This is a genomic window from Streptomyces sp. NPDC048420 (genome assembly GCF_040651535.1).
Taxonomy (GTDB): Bacteria; Actinomycetota; Actinomycetes; order Streptomycetales; family Streptomycetaceae; genus Streptomyces.
This window is the reverse complement of sequence record NZ_JBEZKG010000001.1, coordinates 152,467-178,086: the sequence shown is the minus strand read 5'-3', so window position 1 is coordinate 178,086 and position 25,620 is coordinate 152,467. Positions and strand designations below refer to the sequence as shown.

Sequence of the window (25,620 nt, the reverse complement as noted above, 5' to 3'; positions counted from 1 at the left end):
CGCACCGCCGCCCCCAATCCACGTTACCGCCGGGGCTGTTGGGGCCCCGGCGGCGATCGGAGGCGGGTGTTTCCCTGTTTCCCATTGCCGGAGGTCTACGGGAAACATCTCGACATGCCCATGACCTGGGCCGAAAGCTCGGAACCCGGGTCGGCCACCCAGCCGGCCTCTGGAGAGGATCTTTCAGGGAGGGAACCATGAGGACCCGTACTCTTTCGGCCGTTGTGGCGGGGTCGGCCGCCGTCGGACTCCTGCTGACCGGTGTCGGCACGGCCGCGGCCGCCCCGGCCAAGTCGGACAAGCCCAGCAAGGCCTCCGCACCCGCCACGGCCAAGGCGGCCGCCGCTCCGGCCAGGGCGGCCTGGGACGGAAACATCTACCTCTACTACAGCACCGCGGCCAACAGCGCCTGGAGGGCCTACTACGGCCCCACCACGAACTTCGGCACCGACACCTTCAACAACGGCGTCGACGGCTACGGCCAGCGTGTGAAGAACAACGTCAACCGGGCGTGGAACAACGACCAGCACTGGGCCGCGAACATCTGGTACAACGAGAACTACCAGGGGGCGGTGGACACCTTCTACCCGGGCGAGTCCCGCCAGTTGAAGGTGGGTGTGCGCAACGACAACGCCTCGCTGAACTGGACGTACGTGGGCTGACCTCGGTGCTGCGGCGGCGGGTCGTGGAGAGGTTCTCCCGGCCCGCCGCGACAAGCCCTCGTCGCAGGACCCGCCACTCTCATCTGCCCGCTGCCAGGGGGAGACGTACATGCGCATGCCGTCAACAGCCTTCGGTGGGAGGGGTGTTCGAGTCACCGCTGCCCTCGGCGTCCTGGCCGCTCTCGTCGCGATCACCGGTTGTTCGGACGGAGCCGCCCCCGAGCGGCCGCGCGCGGCAGCACCCACCACGACACGTCAGGGCACGCCGGTGATCCTCGACGTGAAGTCCCTGGTCCTGCCGATCGAGCCGTATCTGTTCACCACCCGTCAGACGACGGGCATCCTCCGTGCCCGACAGGCGCTGGTGGTTCCGTGCATGCGCCAGTTCGGCTTCGCGTGGCCCGCATCCGGTGCGGAGCAGAGTGACAGCGCCGGTACGGCCCCTGGCATGAGGAACGCGGCCAACATGGCTCGCCGTTACGGCATCACGGATCCCGCACTCGCGGCCCGCCACGGGTACCACTTCGCACCTGACGCCCGGCAGAGGACCCCCGACGACTCCTCCGCCTCCCGGCCCAACGCCGACGCACTGGCCGTACTGACCGGCCGCACCGGCGACGGCGCCCCCGCACCGGCCCGCTACCACGGCCGGGCGGTACCGGAAGGGGGTTGCCAGGGGCAGGCGACCGCACGACTCACCGGCGATCCGCAGCGGCTGGGCAACGACCAACTGGCCAACGAGATCAACGTCGTCAGCTACCAGAAGTCGCAGGCCGACCCTCGCGTCAAGTCGGTCTTCCGGGCGTGGTCGGCCTGCATGCGGGACCGCGGCTATTCGTACGCCGCGCCCACCCACGCCCCCGGCAAGGACCCCCGGTTCACCGGCCCGGCGCCCACCCGGCAGGAGATCGCCCTGGCCAAGGCGGATGTGGCGTGCAAGCGGCAGACCAACGTGATCGGCGTCTGGTTCACCGTGGACGCCGCCTACCAGCGGCAGATGATGGCCTCGAAGAGCCGGGAACTCGCGCAGGCGAAGAGCGCCATCCGCACCCAGACGGCGAACGCGGACCGCGTCCTGAACGGCGACCGCTGACGCGAAGCCCCCCACGCTCCAGGCCGGGCCACCCCACACCACCGAGAAGCACACCGCACATGGGCCCGCCGGGGTGGACGTCAGGCCCGGCCGCCGTCATGGTGCCGCTCCCCGCCGGTCCGAACAACGCACACCGCAACAACTCCGCCAGACCGCGCAGCCCTCCGCCACCGAGAAGCACACCGCACATCACCAGCAGGCCACGACCACCGCGGCAGACGTCAGAGAACCCGACAGCCCCGCCGCCACCGTCGTGGACAGTCGGATCGCGGCCGACCCCACCGGGGACCCGTCAAGGTCCCCGATCCGTGCTCGAGGCCGGGCAGTTCGGAGTGCGCGATGCCGGCATCGACGGTCGCGCGTGGTGTGGGCGATCACCTGCCGCTGAAGATCCTCCGGTGCTTCAATGTCAGCCCCGGGTGGAGGAGCGGCGGCATGGGTGCGGAGTCGGGCAGAGTCCTGGTGACCGGCGGCAGCGGGTTCGTCGGGAGTCATCTGGTACGGCGGCTGCTGGAGCGCGGTTACGAGGTGCACACGACCGTGCGCAGTCTCGCGAACGCGGCGAAGGTACGGCCACTGCGGGCCCTGCGGGACGAATTCCCCGGCAGGCTGGCCTTGTTCGAGGCGGATCTGCTCGAAGAAGGCTCCTTCGACGAGGCCATGGCGGGCTGCCGGGTCGTCTTCCATGTCGCCTCGCCGTTCTTCATGCCGGAGAAGATCAAGGACGGCCGGAAGGACATGGTCGACCCGGCCCTCCTCGGCACCCGCAACGTCCTGGCCGGCATCGAGCGGACACCGGCGGTGGAGCGGCTGGTGTTCACCTCCACCGTCGGCGCGATCTTCGGCGACTACGCCGACGTACGCGAGATGGACGGGCAGATCCTGTCGGAGAGGTACTTCAACACCTCCAGCACGGTGGAGAACAACCCGTACCACTACGCCAAGACGGTCGCCGAGCGCGCCGCCTGGGACGCCGAGGCCGCACAGGACCGCTGGCGCATGGTGTCCGTCAACCCCGGCCTGATCCTGGGCCCTTCGCTCGCCCCCGCCTCCGAGTCCGGCAGCCTCTTCCTCCTGGAGGAGCTCTTCAAGGGCTACTTCTTCTACGGCGCCCCGGACTTCAGTTTCACCACGGTCGACGTCCGTGACGTGGCCGACGCGCACATCGCGGCCGCGGAGAATCCCGACGCGAAGGGCCGTTACATCCTGGCCGCGGAGACGATGACGTCGTTCCACGACATGTCCCGCATCATCCGCACCCGGCACCCCCACGGTCTGCGCCTCCCGCGCACCGCGCTGCCCCACTGGCCGGTGCGGATCCTGGGGCCCGCGTTCGGCCTCACGCAGGACTACATCCGGGGGCACCTCGGGATCCGCTTCAAGGTGGACAACAGCCGCAGCGTGACCGAACTGGGCATCACCTACCGCCCGGTCGAGGAGACGGTCCTCGACCACTACGAGACCTGGCTCCACCAGGGCAACCACTGACCTTCACCAGCAGCCATGGCTCGCACGCGACGAAGGTCACAGTTACATCTCACACTTTTCACACTTCAATCTTCACGCGAGCCTCACAAGTTGGCTAAGTTGACGAGCGAGCAGCACGACGGAAGGGGCACGTCTTTCATGGCGCCGGATCGAACTTCGCGCAATGGAGGGTTCAGCCTCCCGGCCAAGCGCAACTCCGCGCTCGCGACGGCCGCCATGGCCTCCGCGGCCCTCCTCTCCCAGTCCGGGAGCGCGGCCGCGGACGAGGGCCCGAGCCGCGACGAGGTGAGCCGGCGGGTCACCAACCTCTACGACCGCGCCGAGTCGGACTCCGGCACGTACAACGCCACCCGCGCTGCCGGAAGGGCGTCGAGCACCCGCGGCCGTACCACCGGTGCGGCGACCGGCGGTGGCGGCAGGGCGGACAGGGACCCCGCGCTCGACACCCTCGCCAAGCAGTGGTACGGCGTGGCGCGCGCCAAGCTGGGCCCGTTCGTCGAGGCGACCCTGCCGGCGGACCGCACTCCGGCCCGCCCGGTCGAGAACCGGCGCCCGCGCCCGGCCGCCGACACTCGCACGGCACGCGAACCGGGGCCGGCCGAACGGGCCATGCCGGAACTGACCGCCAAGCCCATGCTCGCCCTGCCGGCCGCACCGGAAACAGCACCCGCGGCCGACCAGACGTCCACCTGGGCGGCCCTGGAGCCGGCCCCGCAGAACGTCACCGGCACCGACGAGATACCCACCGTGGCCACGCCACAACTCGACACCGGGTACCGGGAGTACGGCACACAGGCCGACACAGCGAGCACGGGATTCCCGGAGCACGGCGGACAACTCGGCACCGGGTTCACCGAGTACAGCGGGCAACTCGACACGGCATTCCCGAACTACACCCCGACGGCCGACGCGGCCCAGTACACCGGCCAACTCCGCACCGGCCTCCCCGAGTTCGCCGGAGAACTCGGCACAGGCGGCCTTCCCGAGTACACAGCACAGGTGGGCACCGGGTACACGGCACAGCCCAGTACCGGATTCCCCGAATACACCGGCCAGTTCAGCACCGGCCTCCCGGACTACACGGGCCAGTTCAGCACCGGCCTCCCCGACTACACCGCACAACCCACCACTGCCTTCCCCGAGTACTCCACGCAGCTCAGCCCCCCGCTCGCCGTGATCGCTCCGCCGCCGGTCGACACCACCCAGTCCGTGCCGATGGTCACCCAGGCCATCCCTGCCATCCCGGCCCCCCGCGCCCCCGAGCCGCAGTGGCAGGCACCGCAGTCGACCTCGGCCCCCGTTGACCCGGCCGGCTCACTCCCCACCGTCGACCCCGGTTACGACTCGAAGGTCATCCAGGTGCTGGCCTTCGCCCGCTCCCAGATCGGCAAGCCCTGTGTCTGGGGTGCCGCGGGCCCGGGGTCGTACGACAACGCCGGTCTCACACAGGCCGCGTGGAAGGTCGCCGGGGTCTCCCTCCCGCGCACCTCGCTCGGCCAGGCGAGCACCGGTACGGCGGTGCCGTTGTACGCCATGCAACCCGGCGATCTCGTCTTCTTCCACGACGACTTCAGCCATGTCGGCCTGTGCACCGGCAACGGCATGATGATCCACGCACCGGGTCCCGGGGCGTCGATCCGCGAGGAGTCGATCTACCCGACCGGTGAGTCGATCATCCGCGGCGCGATCCGGCCCGCCTGACCGGCACGCACAAGAAGCACAAGCAACACGAACAGCACCCGACGGCACTCCCTTCACGCACACCTCTGGACGCCCCGCGAAGATCTCGCCTAGGGTTCCGGAGAAAGCGCTTTCTGGCCTGACCATGCCAACCAGGGGAGCGTCTGTGCCGCATCGGCAGTGGACCCGCAAGTCCTTTCTCCAGGGAATGGCCGCCGTCGGAGCGGCCCCGTTCCTTCCCGGCATCCTCCCGGCGAGCGCCCACGCGGCCTCGTCGGGCCGCCCCGACTTCCCGCTGGTGGCGGGAGGTTCGGCCGTCGCCGTCTTCGTGGACGCCGCGGACGATCCCGCCGTCGTCCGTGCCGCGGGCGATCTCCAGGCGGACGTCGAACGGGTCTCCGGAACCCGCCCGGAACTGCTGCGCACGCTCCCCCGGAGCGCCCCGCTGCTCGTCCTGGTGGGCACTCTCGGCGCCAGCCCCGCCATCGACCGCCTGGTCGCCCGGGGCCGCCTCGACGTCTCCCGGGTGAAGGGCCGCTGGGAGGCGTCCGTGACCCAGGTGGTCGATCGTCCGCTGCCCGGGGTGGACCGCGCGCTGGTGATCGCGGGCAGCGACCGGCGCGGCACGGTCTACGGGATCTACGACACCTCCGAGCGGATCGGCGTCTCACCCTGGTACTGGTGGGCCGACGTCCCCGTGGAGCACCGCGACACCGTGACCGTCCCCGCCGGGCCCTTCACCCGCGACGAGCCGTCGGTCCGCTACCGGGGCGTCTTCATCAACGACGAGCAGAACCTGACCACTTGGTCGAACCGCACCCAGGAGACCGACAAGAACATCGGTCCCGAGACGTACAAGCGCCTCTTCGAGCTGCTGCTCCGTCTGAAGGCCAACTACCTCTGGCCGGCGATGCACCCGTACTCCGACTTCTTCAACAAGTACCGGGAGAACCCCGAACTCGCCGACCGCTACGGCATCGTCGTCGGCTCCAGCCACCCCGAGGCCCTGCTGCGCAACGGCGTCCACGAATGGGAGCCCTGGATCGCGGAGCACCCGAACGCCGACGGCAGCGCACCGGTGTACGACTACACGGTCAACCCCGGTGTCATCTCCGACTACTGGAGAGCCCGGGCGAGACAGAACGCAGCCTACGAGAGCAGCTGGACGCTCGGCATGCGCGGTCTGCACGACAGTGCGCTGGAGACCAAGTACGCGACCACGATCCCGGAGAAGGTCGTGGTGATGAACGACATCATCGCCGACCAGCGCAGGATCCTCGCCGAAGAGGTCGGCGCCGCGGCCGAGCCGCAGATCTTCATCCCGTACAAGGAGGTCCTGGACCTGTACAACGCGGGCGTCCAGGTCCCCGACGACGTCACGCTGATCTGGCCGGACGACAACCACGGCAACATGCGCCAGCTGCCGAACGACACGGAACGCGCCCGGCCGGGCGGCAACGGCATCTACTACCACCTCTCCTACTGGGGCCGCCCGAAGAGCTACCTGTGGCTGGACACCACCCAGGTGGCCAAGGTCTGGCAGGAGTTGCGGCGGGTGTACGAGCACGGCACCGACCGTATGTGGATCTTCAACGTCGGTGACCTCAAGTCGATCGAGACCGGCCTGTCCTTCGCGATGGACATGGCCTGGGACGTGGACCGCTGGGAGGCCGACGAGGTCGAGGGTTTCCTGGCCGCGTGGTACGGACGGCAGTTCGGGCGGCGGCACGCCCAGGAGCTCGCGGCGATCCGTACGGAGTACTACCGGCTCGCCGGGGAGCTGCGTCCCGAGTTCATCGCCCCGGGCCTCGTCTCCGTCGTCCACCACGGTGACGAGGCGGGGCGCCGGATGGCGGCGTACGACGAACTCCTCGCCCGGGTGCGGACGGTGGGCGCCGACCTCCCGGAGGCCTACCGGGACTCCTTCTACGAGCTGGTGGAATACCCGGTGCACGGCGCCTACTTGATGAACCTCAAGTACTACTGGGCGGACCGCAACGCACTCGCCGTCCGCCAGGGAAGAGGCGCCGGCACGAACCGCTTCGCGGATCTCGCGCTGGCCGCGCACACCGCGGAGGCCGCGCTCACCACCCGCTACAACACCCAGCTGGCGGGCGGGAAATGGAACGGGATCGTCAATCCGTATCCGTCCCAGATCCCGAAGGCGCCGGGTCGCCCGGCCGTCACCAGGGTGACCCGCCAGGAGACCTCCGGGCTCGGGGTGGCGGCCGAAGGGAACGAGACGGGGACGTCCCGGCCCCTGTCGTTCTCCTCGTACACCCGCGACCGGCGGTTCGTGGACGTCTTCAACACCGGGTTCCTGGCGCTGGACTGGACGGCCGAGGCGAGTCACCCCTGGGTGCTGCTGAACGCGACCGGCGGCTCGCTCACCGAGCAGCGGCGGGTGTGGGTGGAGATCTACTGGGAGCGGGCTCCCGAGGGTGCCCTGGAGGCCTCGGTCGCCTTCACCGGTGCCGGACAGCGTTTCGAGGTGCCGATCCGGGTGCTCAACGGCCCCCGGCGGGCCCGTGGCTTCGTCGAGGCCCACGGCTATGTGTCGATCGACGCGGCGCACGCCGACCAGAGGGTGGCGCGGGGCGGCTGCCGCTGGCGGACCGTGCGGGGCCTTGGACGTCGCACGGGAGCCGTCGAGGCGGTTCCTTCGACGGCGGCGTCGATCACCGCCGACTTCGCCTCCCGTGCGCCCGAGTTGAGATACCGGGTGCGCTTCAGCAGTACCGGAACCTTCCCGGTGACCGTCTTCCGGCTGCCCTCCCTCGACGAGCGGGGGCTGCGCCGGGTGGCCGTGGGGCTGGACGACCAGGCCGTCACCGTGCTGTCGGGGCAGGCCGTCGCCACCGGGAACCGGGGGGACGCCTGGGCCCGGCAGGTGGAGGACGGGGTCGAGAGGCTGACCGCGCGCGTGACGGTCGGCGAGGCCGGCGAGCATGTGCTGCGGATCTTCATGGTCGATCCCGCGATCGCGGTGGACCAGATCGTGGTCGACACGGGTGGGCTGCCCGCCACCTGTCTCGCGCCGCCGGAGAGCTTCCACCCGGTGTTCAACCCCGAGCCCGCTCCGGGGGCGGCTCTGGAGGCGCCGGACCAGTGAGCGGAAAGGTGTGTGGGCCGCCGGTCCCCCGTACCGGCGGCCCACCCTCCCCCACTGTGGCCCGCCGGAGCTTCAATGTGCTGGAGTGTCCGAGAACGTCGATGTTGCTCGGATGAAGTGTGGGTCAGCGAGGTACTACGCCGGTATGGGTACAACTGCGTATGAGCGGGTGCTGTCGGTCGCCGTGGCCGCACTCCACGAACGCGACCCTGAGCAGCTGTGGCCCCTGCTGGCGGCCGATCTGCCGGGGCTGTGCGGGGGCGACGCCCTGATCTACAAGCTGGAGGACTGGAACGAGAGCGAGGGCACCCTCGGTCTGTCCCCCGGTGCCACCGCGGAGTTCACCTCGCTCGGGGACGAGGACATGGGAGTCCTGCGCGCGGGCTATCCGTTGGCCGGGCACTACGCGAGCACACCGGACCGGGCACCGGTCACCGCCGGACGGGTGGCCGGTCGTTCCTGGCCGCGGAGCCGGACCGCGCGGCTGCTCGACGAACTCCTGGACGTGGACCATGTGTTGGGGATCCCGCTGCCGCAGTCGACCACCCCGATCACGGGCTGCATGGTCTACCGCTCCGGCCGGGACTTCACCGACGACGAGCTGCGTCTCGCCGAGCAGTTGCAGCCGCTCCTGGCCGCCGTGGAGCAACAGCGCCAACTCCTGCGACGGCTCAACACCCCGTCCGAGGAGGCGGCCGACCTGGCGCTCACGCCCCGGGAGACGACCGTGCTCCTCCTCCTCGGCGACGCGCTGACCGCCCAGTCCATCGGCCGTCGGCTCGGGATATCGGAGCGGACGGTCCACAAGCACATCGCGAACATCTACCGGAAGCTCGGCACCCACGACCGCGTCAGCGCGGTGCTGCACGCCCAGCGTCTCGGACTGCTCCCTACGGCAGTGGGGGCCCGCCCTTGAGACGTTCGAGGTCGGAGGGGCGGACCTGGATGACCACGACGGCGATCAGCGCGGCGAGCACGGTGAAGATCGCGGCCATGACGAAGGCGGCGGAGACACCGGCGGTGAGGACCTCGTCGCCCCAGGTGCCCGGGAGTTCACCGGTGCGTTCGAAGAGGCGGCGCTCGGCTGGCGTGGCCTGGGCGAGGAAGCGCGGGACCTGCTTCTCGGCCTCGTTGGTGCTCGCCGTGCCGAACATCGTGACCAGGATGGACAGCCCGAGTGAACCGCCCACCTGCTGAGTGGCGTTGAGGAGCCCGGAGGCCGCACCCGTCTCCTCGGTGGGCACGTTGGAGAGCGCCATCAGGGTCAGCGAGACGAACTCCATGCCCATGCCGAGGCTGAAGACGAGCATCGGTCCGAGGACACTGCCCGCGTAGGTGGAGTGGACGTCGGTCAGGGTGAGCCAGCCGAGGCCGACCGCGGCCAGGATCGCGCCGCCCACCATGAAGGGCTTCGGGCCGTACGTCGGCAGGAAGCGGGAGGCCAGTCCGGCGCCCACCGCGATGAGCGCGCTGACCGGCAGGAACGCGAACCCGGTGGCCAGGGGGCTGAAGTCGAGCACGTTCTGTACGAAGAGGGTCAGGAAGAAGAACATGCCGAAGATCGCGGCCGCGAGGCACAGCATGATGCCGTAGGTGCCCGCGCGGTTGCGGTCGGCGAACATGTGTAGCGGGGTGATCGGTTGCCGGGAACGCTTCTCGACCAGCACGAACACCACGAGAAGGACGACCGCGGCGGCGAAGGAGCCCAGCGTGAGGGCGTCCCGCCAGCCTTCCTGGGCGGCCCGGATGAAGCCGTACACCAGCAGCACCATGCCCGCGGTGGCGGTCAGCGCGCCGGTGATGTCGAAGTTGCCGGGATGGCGCTCGGACTCGCGGATCCAGCGGGGCGTGGCGAGCGCGATGAGCACTCCGATGGGGACGTTGACGAACAGCACCCACCGCCAGTTCAGCCATTCGACGAGGACTCCGCCGGCCAGCAGTCCGATCGCGCCGCCGCCCGCCGAGACGGCGGCGAAGACGCCGAAGGCCCGGTTGCGCTCGGGGCCTTCGCGGAAGGTCGTACTGACCAGGGAGAGCGCGGTCGGGGACGCGATGGCGCCGCCGACGCCCTGGAGGGCGCGGGCGGCGAGGAGTTGGGCCTCGTTCTGGGCGAGCCCGCCGAGCAGCGAGGCGAGCACGAACAGCAGCACTCCGCAGACGAACATGCGGCGTCTGCCGAGGATGTCTCCGGTCCTGCCGCCGAGCAGCAACAGACCGCCGAAGGTGAGGGTGTACGCGTTGACCACCCAGGCCAGGCTGGTGGTGGAGAAGTCCAGGGAGCGCTGGATGTCCGGCAGCGCGATGTTCACGATGGTGATGTCGAGCACCACCATCAGCTGGCAGGACGCGATGACCAGCAGGGCCATGGCGTTCCCACCGCCGCCGGAGTCCGGTGGGGTGGTCCGTGCTGCAGAACTCGCCTGCGGGTCGGTGCTCATGGTCTCCGTAAGACCGTACGCCCGTGCCGTGCCCGTCACCACTCGAAAACGTGAGACCCCCAGGCGTCCAGGGACACGAACAGTCCGGAGTCGGTCAGTTCGTCTCCGTGACGGTCGTTCGCCTCACCGCTGAGCAGGTCGGTGATGCGGTGCTCGCGTCCGCGCAGGTCGTCCCAGGGCAGGGGCAGCCGGGCCTGGGCCGGGCGGTCGGAGTCGTTGACGACGACCAGGTGGCGGCCGTCGGTGTGGGTCCAGGTCCAGGCGAGCAGGTTGCGGTGGGTGTCGTTGTCCGGCCAGCCGGCCGGGGTCACCGGCCGCCAGTCTCCCCGGCGTACGGCGGCAGCGGTGGGCAGCAGGCGGCCGTAGAAGTCACGCAGGGGCTCGTCGACCGGCTCCTGCGGCCCTCGCCTCAGGAAGACGGGCACTCGCACCCGGCGGCCCTCGAACTGGCCCTCGTGCCAGAGCGTGGCGCCGGGCAGGGTCGCGACGGCCACGGCGGCGGCGCGTTCCCGGTCTCCGGGCATCACCGCGGCGGCCCGTGGTTCGTCGTGGTTCTCCAGGAAGCGGACGAGACCGTGCTGGTGGGCGAGGTCGGCGCTCAGGTGGACGCGGACGGAGCCGGCGTCCTCGTGGAGGAGACGGTCGTAGAGACGTTTGTCGTAGCAGTGGTCGAAACCCTGTTGCTGGAGGGACCGTTCGAGGTCCCAGTAGGCCTCCGCCACGAAGAGGAGGTCGGGGTGGCGGGCCCGGACGCGGGGGATGACGTACGGCCAGAAGTCCTCGGCGGGGGCCGTGCCCGCGCGGTCTCCCCAGGTCTTTCCGAAGATGTCGTTCATCAGCAGCATGGCCATGTCGCAGCGCACGCCGTCGGCCTGGTCGCCGATGGACACGAGCGTCTCGACGGTCGCCTCCCGGAGCGCGTCGCTGAAGGCGTTCAGCTGGACCACGTCCGGCCAGGGCGGGAAGTAGGGGTCGCGGCCGCGGGCGTAGACCTGTCCCCCGGCCTCGACGAAGTCGGCCGGTGCGCGGGTCAGGTCGTCGACGGTGCCGCGCACGAGGCGGTCGGGGTCCGAGGTGAGCCAGGGGTGGTCGGGGGCCACGTGGTTGGGGACGTGGTCGAGGATCAACCGCAGTCCTCGTGCGGCGAGTTGGGCGCGGGCGGCGGCCAGGCCCTCCGGGCCGCCGAGGGAGGCGTCCACGACGTAGTTCCGTACGCAGTACGGCGATCCGGCGATGTCCGCCTCGGTGACGTCGGGCAGGGCCGCGCGGAAGGAGTCCATAAGCCCTTCGTCGCGCAGGGCGATCTTCAGTCCGGCCGGGCTGCGTTCCCATACGCCCATCAGCCAGACGGTGTCGACGCCGGGCCGTGCGACGGCGTCCCAGACCTCGCCGGGCACGTCGGCGAGGGTGACGGGACGGCCGTGGCGGCGGCTCAACTCACCCAGCCAGACAAGGGTGTTGATCTCGTGGATCACGGTCATGACAGCGGTTCCTCTCGCTCTGCCGTCGGCCGCAGCGACTCCCGGCCGCCCCGGTGCCAGTCCTCCTCGCTGATCGCGTGGAACAGGGTCGCGGTGGCCGCCACCAGCCCGGTCCAGCCGGTCTGGTGGGAGGCGCCGAGGCCGGCGCCGTTGTCGCCGTGGAAGTACTCGTAGAAGAGGATCAGGTTCTTCCAGTGCGGGTCCTTGGCGAACACGGACTGGGCGCCGTGGACCGGCCGGTGGCCGTCGGTGTCGGGCAGGAAGGTGGCGGTGAGCCGGTCGGAGATCTCGCGGGCCACCTGGTACAGGTTGAGCATGCGTCCGGAGCCGGTCGGGCACTCCACGGTGAAGTCGGGGCCGTGGTAGCCGTGCAGGTTCAGCAGGGCGCGGATCAGCAGGATGTTCATCGGGAACCACACGGGGCCGCGCCAGTTGGAGTTCCCGCCGAACATGCCCGAGTCGGACTCGGCGGGCAGATAGCCGACACCGTACGTCTGTCCGTGCACGTCGAAGGTGTACGGGTGTTTCACGTGGTGCCTCGACAGGGACCGGATGCCGTGCGGGCCGAGGAACTCGTCCTCGTCGAGCATCCGGGCCAGGATGCGGCGCAGCCGGTCCTCGCCGAACAGCGCGAAGAGGTACCGGCCGTCGGTGGTCGGGTCCGCGGTCGCGTGCTGGGAGACGAAGGCCTCCACGGCGGGATGCCGTCGGATGAAGTCCCTTGCTCCTTCCACCAGTTCGGGAAACGCGCGGTCCGCTCGGCCGCCGATGATGCTCGTCGCCGCAAGCGGTATCAAGCCGACCAGGGACCGTACCTTGAGCCGGGTCGCGGTGCCGTCGGGCAGGCGGAGGACGTCGTAGAAGAAGCCGTCCTCCTCGTCCCAGAGGCTGGCGTTGTCCTTGCCGATGCGGTTCATGGCGACGGCGATCCAGGCGAAGTGCTCGAAGAGCATCTGGGCCTGCTCGACGTAGACCGGGTTGTCGACGGCGAGTTCGATCGCGATGTCGAGAAGGTTCTGGCAGTACAGGGCCATCCAGGCGGTGCCGTCGGCCTGGTCGAGCTGGCCGCCGGTGGGCAGCGGGGCGCTGCGGTCGAAGACGCCGATGTTGTCGAGGCCGAGGAAGCCGCCCTGGAAGACGTTGTTGCCGTCGGCGTCCTTGCGGTTGAGCCACCAGGTGAAGTTCTTCGACAGCTTCTGGAAGGCGTTCTCCAGGAAGGCGCGGTCGCCGCGGCCGGTGCGGTGCTTCTCCAACTCGTAGACGAACAGCACCGCCCAGGCGTGCACCGGCGGGTTGACGTCCCCGAAGTTCCATTCGTACGCCGGGATCTGGCCGTTGGGGTGGAGGTACAGGCGGCGCAGCAGCAGGTCGAGTTGGGACTTGGCGAAGCCGATGTCGACCATGGAGAGGGACAGGGTGTGGAAGGCGAGGTCCCAGGCGGCGAACCAGGGGTACTCCCAGGTGTCCGGCATCGACATGATCTCGTCGTTGACCATGTGGTACCAGGCGCTGTTGCGGACACGGGGGTCCGCGGAGAGCGGGTCGACGCCGTGTTCGGCGAGCCAGCGCTCGACGTCGAGGTAGTAGTACTGCTTGCTCCAGAGCATTCCGGCGAGGGCCTGGCGGACGAGTCGCCGCTCTTCCTCTCCTATGGCGGGCGGGGTGATGGCCGCGTAGAACGTGTCGGCCTCGGTGCGGCGGGTGTCGAGGATGTCGTCGAACTCGACCCAGGGGTCGGGGAGTTCGGCGTCGGTCAGACGCAGGCGGATGCGGGCGCTGTCCCCGGCGGGGATCGTGAGCACGTGGTGGACCGCGGACTTGGTGCCGGTGCGGGCCGGGTTGACGGCTTCCCGCTCGCCCTGGACGACGTACCGGTCGATGCCGTCCTTGACGTACGGGGTGCTGTTGGGGCTGCCGAAGATGCGCTCGTTGTTGGTCTCGTTGTCGGTGAAGAGCGCCTCGGCGCCCTCGAAGTACAGCCTGCGGGTGCCGAGTTGCTCGTGCTCGGCCCTGATCGTGTCCTGGTCGAGTGCCAGGCTCGGCACCGCGTCGCCGCCCGCCCATGACCAGGTGTGCCGGAACCAGAGGGTCGGCAGGAGGTGCAGCACCGCCTCGTCGGGGCCCCGGTTGTGGGCGGTGATCTCGATCAGGAGGTCTTCCGGTCCTGCCTTGGCGTACTCGACGAACACGTCGAAGTAGCGGTTCTCGTCGAAGACGCCGGTGTCGAGGAGTTCGTACTCGAAGTCCTGGCGGCCCCTGGCCCGGTTGGTGTCGACGAGGTCGCCGTAGGGGAACTCGCCCTGCGGGTACTTGTACAGGTACTTCATGTACGAGTGGGTGGGCGTGTTGTCCAGGTGGAACCAGTACTCCTTGGCGTCCTCGCCGTGGTTGCCCTCGGCGTTGGTCAGGCCGAACATCCGCTCCTTGAGGATGGGGTCGCGGCCGTTCCACAGGGCGAGCGCGAAGCACAGCCGCTGCTTGTCGTCGCTGACGCCGGCGATGCCGTCCTCGCCCCAGCGGTACGCGCGGGAGCGGGCCTGGTCGTGGGTGAAGTACGACCAGGCGTCGCCGTTCTCGCTGTAGTCCTCGCGGACGGTGCCCCACTGACGTTCGCTCAGGTAGGGACCCCAGCGCCGCCAGGGGGCCGTGCCCGCGTCGGCCGCGGCCAGCCGCTTCAGCTCGGCGTCCGGTGTGCCGCTTCCACTCGTCATCCGCCCGTCCTCCTCGCCGCCCGGGACATGCGTCCAGACTCAGCGCACCGACACGAAGCCGCAATGGCGGTGCGCTATACGGAAGCGGGCGTCACCGTTCCGGCCGAAGCCCGGAGGCTCAGCCGATCTCGACCAGCAGGTCGCCACCCTCCACCTGCTGGATCTTGTTGATGGCGAGGCGGGAGACCCGGCCGGCCTTCGCTGCCGTGATCGAGGCCTCCATCTTCATGGCTTCGATGGTGGCCACAGTCGCACCGGCCTCGACCTCGTCACCCTCGCTGACCGCGAGCGTGACCACTCCGGCGAACGGGGCCGCGACATGGCCGGGGTTGGACCGGTCGGCCTTCTCCGTGGCCGGGATGTCCGAGGAGACGGCGACGTCGCGGATCTGGATGGGCCGCAGCTGGCCGTTGAGCGTGGACATCACCGTGCGCATGCCCCGCTCGTCGGCCTCGCCGATCGCCTCCAGGGCGATGAGGAGACGGACGCCGGGTTCCAGGTCGACGGCGTACTCCTTGCCCGGGCGCAGGCCGTAGAAGAAGTCCTTGCTGTCCAGGAGGCTGGTGTCGCCGTAGGACTGGCGGTGGGTCTCGAACTCGCGGGTCGGGGCGGGGAACAGGAGCCGGTTGAGGGTCGAGCGGCGGTCCTTCTCCAGGCCGGTGCGGTCCTCGGCATTCAGTTCCTGCACGGGCTTGGCGTCGGCGCGGCCCTGGAGGGCCTTGCTGCGGAAGGGCTCGGGCCAGCCGCCGGGCGGGGTGCCGAGCTCGCCGCGCAGGAAGCCGATCACCGAGTCGGGGATGTCGAAGCGGTCCGGCGTCTCCTCGAACTCCTTGGGGTCGACCCCGGCGCCGACCAGGTGCAGGGCGAGGTCGCCGACCACCTTGGAGGACGGGGTGACCTTGACCAGGTGGCCGAGGATCCGGTCGGCGGCCGCGTACATCGCCTCGATGTCCTCGAAGCGGTCGCCGAGGCCGAGGGCGACGGCCTGGGTGCGCAGGTTGGAGAGCTGGCCGCCGGGGATCTCGTGGTCGTAGACGCGCCCGGTCGGGGAGGCGAGGCCCGCCTCGAAGGGGGCGTAGATCTTGCGGACGCTCTCCCAGTACGGCTCCAGGTTCCCGACGGCCCTCAGGTCAAGGCCCGTGGGCCGGTCGGAGTGGTCGGTCGCGGCGACGATCGCCGAGAGGGAGGGCTGCGAGGTCGTACCGGCCATGGAGGCCACGGCACCGTCGACCGCGTCCGCGCCCGCCTGGATCGCGGCCAGGTAGGTGGCGAGCTGGCCGCCCGCGGTGTCGTGGGTGTGGATGTGGACCGGCAGGTCGAACTCGCGGCGCAGCGCCGAGACGAGCTTGGCGGCGGCGGGGGCGCGCAGCAGGCCCGCCATGTCCTTGACGGCCAGGACGTGGGCGCCCGCGTCGACGATCTGCTCGGCGAGGCGGAGGTAGTAGTCGAGGGTGTAGAGGCGCTCGTTCGGGTCGGACAGGTCCGAGGTGTAGCAGAGGGCGACCTCGGCGATCGAGGTGCCCGTGGCCCGTACGGCTTCGATCGCGGGGCGCATCTGGCTGACGTCGTTGAGGGCGTCGAAGATGCGGAAGATGTCGATGCCGGTCTCGGCGGCCTCCTGCACGAAGGCGTCCGTGACCTCGGTCGGGTACGGGGTGTAGCCGACGGTGTTGCGGCCGCGCAGCAGCATCTGGAGGCAGATGTTGGGGACGGCCTCGCGCAGGGCGGCGAGCCGCTCCCAGGGGTCCTCGGCGAGGAAGCGCAGGGCGACGTCGTAGGTGGCGCCGCCCCAGCACTCCAGGGAGAGCAGCTCGGGGAGCGTGCGGGCGACCACGGGTGCCACGGCGAGCATGTCCTTCGTGCGGACCCGGGTGGCGAGCAGCGACTGGTGGGCGTCGCGGAACGTGGTGTCGGTGACGCCGATGGTCGGGGACTCGCGCAGCCAGCGGGCGAAGCCCTCCGGGCCCAGCTCGGTGAGCTTCTGCTTGGAGCCCGCGGGCGGCTCGATGTCCGGGGTCCTGGGCAGCTTGGAGACGGGCTCGATCAAGTCGGGCCGCTCGCCGTGCGGCTTGTTCACCGTCACGTCGGCCAGGTACGTGAGCAGCTTGGTGCCGCGGTCGGCCGAGTGGCGGGCGGTCAGCAGGTGCGGGCGCTGCTCGATGAACGACGTGGTGACGTTGCCCGCCTGGAAGTCCGGGTCGTCGAGGACGGCCTGGAGGAACGGGATGTTGGTCGCCACGCCGCGGATCCGGAACTCGGCGACGGCACGCCGGGCCCGGTTGACCGCGGTGGTGAAGTCCCGGCCCCGGCAGGAGAGCTTGACCAGCATCGAGTCGAAGTGAGCGCTGATCTCCGTACCGGCGTGGGTGGTGCCGCCGTCGAGGCGGATACCGGAGCCGCCGGGCGAGCGGTAGGCGCTGATGCGGCCGGTGTCCGGGCGGAAGCCGTTGGCGGGGTCCTCGGTGGTGATACGGCACTGGAGGGCGGCGCCGTGCAGCCGCACCGTCTCCTGGGAGAGCCCGAGGTCGGCGAGGGTGGCGCCGGCGGCGATGCGCAGCTGGGCCTGGACGAGGTCGACGTCGGTGACCTCCTCGGTGACCGTGTGCTCGACCTGGATGCGCGGGTTCATCTCGATGAAGACGTGGTTGCCCTCGCGGTCGAGGAGGAACTCGACGGTGCCCGCGTTGCGGTAGCCGATCTCGCGGGCGAAACGGACGGCGTCGGCGCAGATGCGGTCCCGCAGGTCGGGGTCGAGGTTGGGCGCGGGAGCGAGCTCGATGACCTTCTGGTGGCGGCGCTGGACCGAGCAGTCGCGCTCGTAGAGGTGGATGACGTTGCCGTGGCCGTCGGCGAGGATCTGCACCTCGATGTGGCGGGGCTCGACGACGGCCTTCTCCAGGAAGACGGTCGAGTCGCCGAAGGCCGAGGCCGCCTCACGCGCGGCGGCCTCGATGGACTCCCGCAGCTGGGCGGGGTTCTCGACCCGGCGCATACCGCGCCCGCCGCCACCGGCGACGGCCTTCACGAAGACGGGGAAGCCGATGCCGTCGGCGGCCGCGACCAGCTCGTCCACGTCGGTGGAGGGTGCCGAGGAGCCCAGGACCGGTACGCCGGCGGCACGGGCGGCGGCGACCGCGCGGGCCTTGTTGCCGGTCAGTTCGAGGATGTCGGCGCTCGGGCCGACGAAGGTGATGCCCGCCTCCTCGCAGGCCCGCGCGAGCTCGGGGTTCTCCGAGAGGAAGCCGTAGCCGGGGTAGACGGCGTCGGCACCGGCCTGGCGGGCGGCGCGGATGATCTCGTCGACGGAGAGATAGGCCCGCACGGGATGGCCCGGTTCGCCGATCTCGTAGGCCTCGTCGGCTTTGAGTCGGTGCAGTGAGTTGCGGTCCTCGTGCGGGAAGACGGCGACCGTCCGCGCGCCCACCTCGTACCCCGCGCGAAATGCGCGGATCGCGATCTCACCACGGTTGGCGACCAGTACCTTGCGGAGCATTCCCGTTCCCTTCGGCCTGCCGGTGACGCCCCCATGGTCTCGGCAAAGACCGCCGGTCGCCATGAGAGTCAGCTCACGTGTCGGGGGTGGATTCGCGGCGATCCGCGCGGGTACGGGAGTCCGCGCCCTGAGGTCACTTGAGCGTCTGGGTGAAGGGGGTGACCGGGCGCTCCTGGCGCTCCCCGTCGACGGTGATGTCGACGACCTCGTTGAAGAAGGCGAGCAGCCCCTTGACCGCGGCCACCGCGGGGAGCGGGTCGGGGTAGCTCCAGACGATGTTGGCGTGGCCGCCCGTGGACCAGTACTCGGCGGTGCCCTTGTAGGGGCAGCCGGTGTGGTGGTCGGTGGCTTCGAGGAGGTCGAGGCGGACGTCCTCGCGCGGGATGTAGTAGCGGGTGGGCAGGCTGGTCTCGAAGAGGAGGACGGGACGGCGGGTGTCGGCGACGAGCATCCCGTCGACCTCGACCTGGACGTGGCGGCTGCTGGGCAGGGCGTCGACGCGTTTGTGCGGGTCACGGGGGTGGATGAAGATCTCTTCCTCCTCCTCGTACCAGTGGTCGAGGCCGGTCCCCCAGCGCCGGAACCAGGCGAAGGCGATGTGGTCGGCCAGGTCGGCGGCCGGGAAGGTCCAGGCCGCGTTCTCGACGAGCTCGCCGTTCACTTCGAGGTCGTAGAAGATCCGCGATCCGGTGTGGGTGCCGGTCGCCGGGTTCTTGGCGGGGCGGAGCAGGTCCTCGCGGACGTCGGCGCGCGGGAAGGCGTACAGCGGGACGGGGAAGTCCGGCTCCCAGACGAGGACGGGGTGCCGGCTGTCGACGACGGTGACGTCCGCCTTGCGGCCGCGGACCCAGCGCTCGCTGGGCTCCCACAGCAGGCCTTCCGGGGTGGTCCGTACGTTCGGTGCGGTGGGGAACGTGGTCATGATGGGTCTCCCTTCACCTCTTCAGGAAGTCTGTCAGTCCCGTCAGGAGCCGGTCGACGTCCTTGGTGTCGTTGTAGGGGGCGAGGCCGACGCGGAGGCCGCCGGTGTCGCCGAGGCCGAGGTGGCGGGAGGCCTCGATGGCGTAGAAGGAGCCGGAGGGGGCCTGGACGCCGCGCTCCGCGAGGAAGGCGTACGCGTCGACGGTGCTGTGGTTCTCGAAGGTCAGCAGGACGGTCGGGGTGCGGTCGGCGGCCCTGGAGTGGACGGTGACGCCGTCGAGGGTGGCGAGGCCCTTGTCGATCCGGGTGCGCAGGACGTGTTCGTGGGCTTCGAGGGAGGCGAATCCCGCGGCCAGGCGCTCGCGCCGGGTGCCGGTGGCCGTGGCGTCGAGGTGTTCGGCGAGGAAGTCGACCGCGGCTGTGGTGCCGGCGAGGAACTCGTAGGGCAGGGTGCCGAGTTCGAAGCGTTCCGGGACGGCGTCCGTGGAGGGCAGGAGCTTGTCGGGGCGCAGGGTCTCCAGCAACTCCGGGCGGGCGGCGAGGACTCCGTGGTGCGGGCCGAGGAACTTGTACGGGGAGCAGGTGTAGAAGTCCGCGCCCAGCTGCTCCAGGTCCACGAGGGTGTGGGCGGCGTGGTGGACGCCGTCCACGTGGACGAGCGCGCCGACTTCGTGTGCGGCGCGGGCGATCGCGGGGATGTCGGGGCGGGTGCCGATCAGGTTGGAGGCGGCGGTGACGGCGACGAGCCGGGTGCGGTCGGAGAGTACGGCTCGGATGGCCTCGACCGTCAACTCACCTGTCCGCGGGTCGAATTCGGCCCAGCGGACGGTGGCGCCGGCCGGTTCGGCGGCCTGTACCCAGGGGCGGATGTTGGCATCGTGGTCGAGGCGGGTGACGACCACCTCGTCGCCGGGCGACCAGGTCTTGGCGACGGTGCGCGAGAACTCGTAGGTGAGTTGCGTGGCGCTGCGGCCGAAGACGATCCCCGCCGGGCTCGCCCCCAACAGGTCGGCCATGGCCCGACGGGCCCCACTGACGATGCCCTCGGCGTTGCGCTCCCCGAGCGTCACCTGCCCCCGGTTCGACAGCGGCTGCGACAGGGCGTCGGCGATGGCCCGGATGACGGTTCCGGGGGTCTGGGTGCCGCCGGGGCCGTCGAAGTGGGCGGTACCGGCGGCCAGGGCCGGGAAGTGGGAGCGGATGGCGGCGATGTCGTACGTCACGGGGCTCCTCGGTCCGACCGGTTCGGGAGTCTCAGCCTGTCACGCCGCCCGCGGGCTCACACGATGGGCCCGGTGCACGGCCATCAACACGCCCAGAGAGCCGCCGCCACGCAGGCCCCTCGGTCCGACCGGTTCGGGAGGGGCAGATGACACGCGGGCCACGGCTGTTGCCGGTGTCCTGGTAGAAGCGGGGAGACTGCGGCGCCCCTTCAGGGGCGCGGACCGTATCGACTTGCGGCTCCGCCGCGTGGGCGCGACCGGCCCCACCGGCCGGTCACCCGCCGACCGAGACCTGGACCTGTCACACCGGCCGCAGGCTCTCGCGGTACGCCCGGTTCACGGCCATCAGCTCGTCGAGGGAGTCCCGGGTGCGGACGAGTTCGGCGATGTGGTCGGTGAGCCGGTCGCGTTCCCCGGCCATCCGTTCCAGCGCCGCGTCGGAGGTCTCCTCGCTCGGTGAGTCCACACAGGGGAGGAGTTCGGTGATCGTGCGGCTGGACAGGCCTGCCGCATACATCCGTTGGAGGAACAGCACCCGATCGACCGCGGTCGGCGTGTAGTGCCGCTGGCCGCTCGCGCTGCGGGTGCTGGTGAGCAGCCCCTGCTCCTCGTAGTAGCGCAGGGCCCGGACGCTCACCCCCGACCTCGCCGCCAACTCCCCGATGCGCACGTGTTCCTCCCCAGCGGACTTGACCCTCACATCGACGTCAGGTTTTAGCGTAACCGCACACCCGGGAGGCGGGTGTGACGAACCATCAAGGAGACGTGACGTGACGACCCTTTTCACCGGTTTCCGGCTCGGCGGACTGCGGCTGCCCAACCGCGTGGTGATGGCCCCGATGACCCGGGTCCGGGCCGCCGCCGACGGACTCGCGACGCCGTCGATGGCGCGCTACTACGCCCAGCGGGCCACGGCCGGCCTGCTCGTCTCCGAGGGGGTGCAGCCGAGCCTGGTCGGGCAGTCCAATCCGGGCACACCGGGGCTGTACACCGATGAGCAGGTGGCCGCGTGGCGTCCGGTGACCGAGGCCGTGCACACCAACGGGGGCCGGATCTTCGCGCAGATCATGCACGGCGGGCGGGTCTCGCACCCGGACACCAACGGTCTGCGCCCCGTCGGGCCCTCGGCCGTCCCGGCCGGCGGTGAGGTGTTCACCCCCACGGGACGACAGCCCGCACCGGTGCCGCGGGCACTGCGCACAGAAGAAGTGCCGGAGCACGCCGAGTCCTACGCCGAGGCCGCCCGCCGCGCTGTCGACGCAGGGTTCGACGGAGTCGAACTGCACGGCGCCAACGGCTACTTGATCTCACAGTTCCTCTCCACCAACGCCAACCTGCGCACGGACCGCTACGGCGGCTCGCCGGCCAACCGGATCAGGTTCGCGGTCGAGGCGGCCGCGGCGACCGTCGACGCCGTGGGCGCGGACCGGACGGGGATACGGCTCTCACCGGGCGGCGCCTTCTGGGGAGTCGAGGAGACCGACGTCCCCGAGCTGTACACCGCCCTGCTGACCGAGCTGTCCCGCCTCGGACTCGCCTACGTCCATCTGGAGGCCACCGGCCCGGAGGAGACGCTTGTCCTCCTGCGCGGGGTGTGGCGGGGCGCGCTCGTCATGAACCCGGTGCTGCCGATGGGCGCCAAGCAGACCGGCCGCGACGACGCCGACCGCTGGCTGGGCCTGGGCGCCGACCTCATCAGCTTCGGCCGCGCCTTCATCGCCAACCCCGACCTGGTCGAGCGGCTGCGCACCGGCCTGCCGATCGCCCCCGCCGACGAGGACACCTACTTCCAGGGCGGCGACCAGGGCTATCTCACATACCCCGCATACCAGTACACGGCATGACGTCGAGGTGGCGAGGACACCACGAAAGGGTAACGAGGGTCAACCGGAGGCAATGTCCCGTGGTCTAGCCCAACATGAAGATCTCTTTCCTGCTGCACAACGCCTACGGGATCGGCGGCACCATCACCACGACCTTCAACCTGGCCCAGGCCCTGGCCGAACGGCACGAGGTCGAGATCATCTCCGTGCTGCGGCACCGGGAGCTCCCCAACTTCGTTCTGGATCCCCGGGTTTCGCTGCGGCCGCTGGTCGATCTCAGAGAGGAGAAGGAGCACCCCTTACATCTGTTACCGGCGCGGGTGTTCCCGCGCTCCGAGTACCGGTACGGCCAGTACAGCGAGTTGACCGACCAGCGCATCGCCGAGACCCTCGCCGCGACCGACGCGGACGCGGTGATCGGCACCCGGCCCGGGCTCAACGTGCATCTCGCTGGCCAGGCCCCGCCCCATGTGGCACGGATAGGGCAGGAGCACCTCACCCTGGACAACCACTCACCCCGGCTGCGCACCGCACTGCGGCGGGCGTACCGGAAGCTCGACGTGCTCACCACGGTCACCGAGGCGGACGCGGCCTCCTACCGGCGCCGGATGCGGCTGCCCGGCGTACACGTCGAGGCGCTGCCGAACAGCGTGCCGGACCCCGTGCTGCCGCCCTCGGACGGTTTCGCCAAGGTGGTCGTCGCGGCCGGCCGGCTGGTGCCGGTGAAGCGGTACGACCTGCTCGTCGAGGCCTTCGCCGCGGTCGCCGCAGCACATCCGGACTGGCAGCTGCGCATCTACGGCAAGGGGGAGGAGCACGACCGGCTGCGCCGGCGCATCACCGACCTCGGGCTGTGGAACAACGTCTTCCTGATGGGTGCCGCGGCCCCCATGGAGGCGGAGTGGGTCAAGGGCTCGATCGGGGCGGCCGCCGCCGGCTTCGAACCCTTCGGCATGACCCTCGTGGAGGCCATGCGCTGCGGGCTGCCCGTGGTGAGCACGGACTGCCCGCACGGCCCCGCCGAGATCATCGCGGACGGGGTGGACGGCCGGTTGGTGCCGGTCGGGGACCGGGACGCGCTGGCCGCGGCCCTGCTGGAACTGGTCCGGGACGAGGAGCTGCGCCGCCGGATGGGCCGGGCGGCCCTGGAGAACGCGCGGCGGTTCGCTCCCGGGCCCGTCGTCGAGCAGGCCGAGCGGCTCATCGCGAGCGCGGTCTCGGCGCGGAGGGCGGGACAACCCGTCGCGCGGGAACGGCCATGCGGGGCGCTGGCCGCCCGGGGCTTCGCCGCACGCGACTCCGCGCTGACCGCGGCGAGCGGTGCGCTGCGCATCGTACGGAAGGGGCGGTCGTGACCACACCACGCGCGGGATGCGCGGTCGACGCCGAGGGCCGGATCACCTTCGAGGTGCCGGAGGCGGACGGGCGCCGGTTGCTGCTGCGGCTGCGGCCGAAGAAGGGGCAGCCCGAGGAGATCCTCCACGTCCTCGAACTGGACTCGGCCGCCGAGGGACGCGCGCATGCCGTGCTGGAAGCCGATCCCGAGCTCGCGGAGGGCCGTTGGGACGTGTATCTGCTGCACGGTTCCGAGCGCACGCGCCTGCGTCCGGGCCCGCGCGACCTGCGCGCCCTGGTCGGCGGGCCGCTGCGGGAGCGGTCGGCGCCGCTGGCCGTGCGGGTTCCGTACGTCACCTTGGACGGCTTCCTGGCGGTGCGGACGTGGTTGCGGTCCGCGCACGCCGAGGTCGAGCGCGTGGACGTCATGGACCGGGCGCTGACGTTCGCGGCCCGAACGCACGGCGCCTCGCTGCCGGCCGGGGCCCGCGTGGAGCTGCGGCTGCGGAAGGGCGGTGGCGTCATCCGCACCCTGACTCCGGCGGCCGCCGAGGACGGCCGCGGCTTCTCCTTCACGGTCGACGACGAGGACCTGGACACCGGCATCTGGGACCTGTTCCTACGGCCCGCTCCCGGAGCCCCGACGATCCGGCTCGCCCGTCTCCTGGACGACGTGGCGGACCGCAAGGCGGTGTTCGTCTACCCGGGCGTCACGATCGGGGGTGCCGTGGTGCGGCCGTACTACACGGTCGACAACGACCTGTCCCTGGAGGTGACGCGGGCCGGCTGAGGCAGGGCTGAGGCCCGGGTCGCTCTCGGACCACGACGGATTGGCGGTGTGCGGAACGACCGCGTCGAGTGCGACCGGCTGCGCCTCGGGCATCTGGCCGCCGCGGCCGCGCTGCGGATCAGGGACGACGTGCCCGTCATGCCACCTCGTACGGAGACCGACCGCTGTTTCTCACGCCGGCCGAGGGACGGATGGGCAGCGATGCGGGGCTCACCCCCAGCGCACCTGCAGGGTGGGCGGCTTGCGGAAGACCAGGCCGCGCGGGGCGGCGGGGTGGTCCGGGTCGAGACGCAGGGCAGGGAGGCGGTCGAGAAGGTGCCGTAGGGCGATGCGGGTCTCCAGGCGGGCCAGATGGGCGGCGAGGCAGTAGTGCGGGCCATGGGCGAAGGCGAGTTGGAGGCGGGCGTTGGCACGGCGGACGTCGAAGCGGTCGGGGTCGGGGAAGACCGCTGGGTCCCGGTTGGCGCCCGCGAGGGAGACGGTGACGAGGTCACCCTCGCGGATCGTGGCCCGGCCGAGGGTGTTGTCACGGGTGGCGTAACGGTCCACGATGGCCGCGCCGGGTTCGAGCCGCAGGGACTCCTCGATCGCGCCGTCCAGGAGAGCGAAGTCTTGCTGGACAAGGGCGAGTTGGTCGGTGTCCCGGAGCAGATGCAGCAGCGCGTTGGTGATCATCGCCTCGGTGGTCTCTATGCCCCCGAACATCAACACCGCGGCGTTGGAGGCGACTTCCGGCAGCGTGAGGCGGTCTGCCGCGGAGACGAGGAGCGAGGAGGCGGACCTGGCGGTGACGGTGGTCTCCACCGCTGCCCGCAGTTGGGTGTACGCCTTCTCGCCCGCTTCTCCCGCGGTGTGGCCCGCCGTGATGTCCGAGACCGTCCGCACGATGGCCTCGTACCAGGAGAGCACCGTGTCCGTGTCGGCGCCCACCAGCCCGAGCGCCTCGGTCACGACCGCCACGGCGAGCGGGCCGGCGAAGGCCCGTCGGAGTTCCGCCGCGCCCGCCGGTTCGATGCCGGTGACCAGGCGGTCGGTCTCCCGCTCGAGGAACTCGGCGAATCCTTCCCGTACTTCACGAGGGCGGAAGGGCGCGGCGAACGGCTCGCGGTGCCGGGCGTGCTCGTCGCCGTCCAGGGAGAGCATGCTCGGGCCGACGACCTGGGCGGTCGAGAAACGGGGATCGTCGACGGTGAAGGTCTCGGCGTCCCGCATCACGTCGAGCACGAGATCGCGACGGGTCACCAGCCAGCCGTTCAGCTCGGGCAGCCACGACACCGGCTCGTGGGCGCGGAGTTCGGCCAGCCGTGGGTGGGGGTCATGGGCGAGTTCGGCCAGCGTGGTGGCGGCGCCGAGCGGGAATCCGAGCACGC

The 25,620-nt window shown here is 70.7% G+C and carries 17 protein-coding genes; 9 read left to right on the top strand and 8 right to left on the bottom strand.

The genetic code is table 11. The features are described from left to right. The first annotated feature begins 197 nt into the window (after window positions 1-197). From AB0D34_RS00735 to AB0D34_RS00710, 6 genes are all read left to right on the top strand, one after another. A complete protein-coding gene (locus AB0D34_RS00735; RefSeq protein ID WP_362654367.1) occupies window positions 198-662 on the top strand; it encodes a hypothetical protein in 465 nt (154 codons plus the stop codon). 109 nt (window positions 663-771) lie between these two features. Beyond that, a complete protein-coding gene (locus AB0D34_RS00730; protein ID WP_362654364.1) occupies window positions 772-1,755 on the top strand; it encodes a hypothetical protein in 984 nt (327 codons plus the stop codon). Window positions 1,756-2,190: 435 nt separating this feature from the next. Continuing rightward, on the top strand, window positions 2,191-3,243 hold the full coding sequence (locus AB0D34_RS00725) for an NAD-dependent epimerase/dehydratase family protein (RefSeq protein ID WP_362654361.1): 1,053 nt from the start codon (window positions 2,191-2,193) through the stop codon (window positions 3,241-3,243). A 138-nt stretch (window positions 3,244-3,381) separates the two neighbouring features. Next, window positions 3,382-4,944, top strand: a complete 1,563-nt coding sequence (locus AB0D34_RS00720) for a C40 family peptidase (RefSeq protein WP_362654358.1) — start codon at window positions 3,382-3,384, stop codon at window positions 4,942-4,944. A gap of 187 nt (window positions 4,945-5,131) precedes the next feature. Further along, the gene (locus AB0D34_RS00715) at window positions 5,132-8,035 is read left to right on the top strand and encodes a glycosyl hydrolase 115 family protein (RefSeq protein ID WP_362655356.1); all 2,904 of its coding nucleotides are present in this window, start codon (window positions 5,132-5,134) and stop codon (window positions 8,033-8,035) included. Window positions 8,036-8,180: 145 nt separating this feature from the next. Then, on the top strand, window positions 8,181-8,951 hold the full coding sequence (locus AB0D34_RS00710) for a LuxR C-terminal-related transcriptional regulator (protein ID WP_362654355.1): 771 nt from the start codon (window positions 8,181-8,183) through the stop codon (window positions 8,949-8,951). Here AB0D34_RS00710 and AB0D34_RS00705 read toward each other — a convergent pair. The 7 genes from AB0D34_RS00705 to AB0D34_RS00675 form a co-directional block, all read right to left on the bottom strand. After that, the gene (locus AB0D34_RS00705) at window positions 8,926-10,401 is read right to left on the bottom strand and encodes an MFS transporter (protein ID WP_362655353.1); all 1,476 of its coding nucleotides are present in this window, start codon (window positions 10,399-10,401) and stop codon (window positions 8,926-8,928) included. The two genes, AB0D34_RS00710 and AB0D34_RS00705, sit on opposite strands and share 26 nt — an antisense overlap. Before the next feature lie 107 nt (window positions 10,402-10,508). Beyond that, the gene (locus AB0D34_RS00700; RefSeq protein WP_362654352.1) at window positions 10,509-11,954 is read right to left on the bottom strand and encodes an alpha-amylase; all 1,446 of its coding nucleotides are present in this window, start codon (window positions 11,952-11,954) and stop codon (window positions 10,509-10,511) included. After that, on the bottom strand, window positions 11,951-14,665 hold the full coding sequence (locus AB0D34_RS00695; RefSeq protein WP_362654350.1) for a glucosidase: 2,715 nt from the start codon (window positions 14,663-14,665) through the stop codon (window positions 11,951-11,953). The genes AB0D34_RS00700 and AB0D34_RS00695 overlap by 4 nt, the downstream gene beginning before the upstream one ends. A 118-nt stretch (window positions 14,666-14,783) precedes the next feature. Then, window positions 14,784-18,158, bottom strand: coding sequence for a pyruvate carboxylase (locus tag AB0D34_RS00690; protein WP_362654347.1), 3,375 nt, complete (start codon window positions 18,156-18,158; stop codon window positions 14,784-14,786). 133 nt (window positions 18,159-18,291) lie between these two features. Beyond that, a complete protein-coding gene (locus AB0D34_RS00685; RefSeq protein WP_362654344.1) occupies window positions 18,292-19,080 on the bottom strand; it encodes a DUF427 domain-containing protein in 789 nt (262 codons plus the stop codon). Window positions 19,081-19,093: 13 nt separating this feature from the next. Continuing rightward, a complete protein-coding gene (locus AB0D34_RS00680) occupies window positions 19,094-20,302 on the bottom strand; it encodes a cysteine desulfurase-like protein (RefSeq protein ID WP_362654341.1) in 1,209 nt (402 codons plus the stop codon). A gap of 301 nt (window positions 20,303-20,603) precedes the next feature. After that, window positions 20,604-20,972 carry a MerR family transcriptional regulator gene (locus tag AB0D34_RS00675; RefSeq protein ID WP_362654339.1) on the bottom strand — a complete coding sequence of 123 codons (369 nt, stop codon included), beginning with the start codon at window positions 20,970-20,972 and terminating at the stop codon, window positions 20,604-20,606. A gap of 100 nt (window positions 20,973-21,072) precedes the next feature. Here AB0D34_RS00675 and AB0D34_RS00670 point away from each other — a divergent pair, with 100 nt between their 5' ends. The 3 genes from AB0D34_RS00670 (at window position 21,073) to AB0D34_RS00660 (ending at window position 24,250) form a co-directional block, all read left to right on the top strand. After that, on the top strand, window positions 21,073-22,146 hold the full coding sequence (locus AB0D34_RS00670) for an alkene reductase (RefSeq protein WP_362654336.1): 1,074 nt from the start codon (window positions 21,073-21,075) through the stop codon (window positions 22,144-22,146). A 74-nt stretch (window positions 22,147-22,220) separates the two neighbouring features. After that, window positions 22,221-23,480 (top strand): glycosyltransferase family 4 protein, encoded by a 1,260-nt coding sequence (locus AB0D34_RS00665; RefSeq protein WP_362654333.1) that lies wholly within the window; start codon window positions 22,221-22,223, stop codon window positions 23,478-23,480. Beyond that, window positions 23,477-24,250 carry a hypothetical protein gene (locus tag AB0D34_RS00660; protein ID WP_362654330.1) on the top strand — a complete coding sequence of 258 codons (774 nt, stop codon included), beginning with the start codon at window positions 23,477-23,479 and terminating at the stop codon, window positions 24,248-24,250. Before AB0D34_RS00665 ends, AB0D34_RS00660 begins: the two co-directional genes overlap by 4 nt. A 210-nt stretch (window positions 24,251-24,460) precedes the next feature. Here the strand turns inward: AB0D34_RS00660 and AB0D34_RS00655 are convergent, their stop codons facing one another. Continuing rightward, window positions 24,461-25,618: a cytochrome P450 gene (locus AB0D34_RS00655; protein WP_362654327.1), complete on the bottom strand. Its 1,158-nt coding sequence runs from the start codon at window positions 25,616-25,618 to the stop codon at window positions 24,461-24,463. Between the last annotated feature and the right edge of the window lie 2 nt (window positions 25,619-25,620).

Coding starts and splice junctions, on each gene's coding strand:
- AB0D34_RS00735 (WP_362654367.1), top strand. CDS start 198: ATGAGGACCCGTACTCTTTCGGCCGTTGTGGCGGGGTCGGCCGCCGTC.
- AB0D34_RS00730 (WP_362654364.1), top strand. CDS start 772: ATGCGCATGCCGTCAACAGCCTTCGGTGGGAGGGGTGTTCGAGTCACC.
- AB0D34_RS00725 (WP_362654361.1), top strand. CDS start 2,191: ATGGGTGCGGAGTCGGGCAGAGTCCTGGTGACCGGCGGCAGCGGGTTC.
- AB0D34_RS00720 (WP_362654358.1), top strand. CDS start 3,382: ATGGCGCCGGATCGAACTTCGCGCAATGGAGGGTTCAGCCTCCCGGCC.
- AB0D34_RS00715 (WP_362655356.1), top strand. CDS start 5,132: ATGGCCGCCGTCGGAGCGGCCCCGTTCCTTCCCGGCATCCTCCCGGCG.
- AB0D34_RS00710 (WP_362654355.1), top strand. CDS start 8,181: ATGGGTACAACTGCGTATGAGCGGGTGCTGTCGGTCGCCGTGGCCGCA.
- AB0D34_RS00705 (WP_362655353.1), bottom strand. CDS start 10,401: ATGGCCCTGCTGGTCATCGCGTCCTGCCAGCTGATGGTGGTGCTCGAC.
- AB0D34_RS00700 (WP_362654352.1), bottom strand. CDS start 11,954: ATGACCGTGATCCACGAGATCAACACCCTTGTCTGGCTGGGTGAGTTG.
- AB0D34_RS00695 (WP_362654350.1), bottom strand. CDS start 14,665: ATGACGAGTGGAAGCGGCACACCGGACGCCGAGCTGAAGCGGCTGGCC.
- AB0D34_RS00690 (WP_362654347.1), bottom strand. CDS start 18,158: ATGCTCCGCAAGGTACTGGTCGCCAACCGTGGTGAGATCGCGATCCGC.
- AB0D34_RS00685 (WP_362654344.1), bottom strand. CDS start 19,080: ATGACCACGTTCCCCACCGCACCGAACGTACGGACCACCCCGGAAGGC.
- AB0D34_RS00665 (WP_362654333.1), top strand. CDS start 22,221: ATGAAGATCTCTTTCCTGCTGCACAACGCCTACGGGATCGGCGGCACC.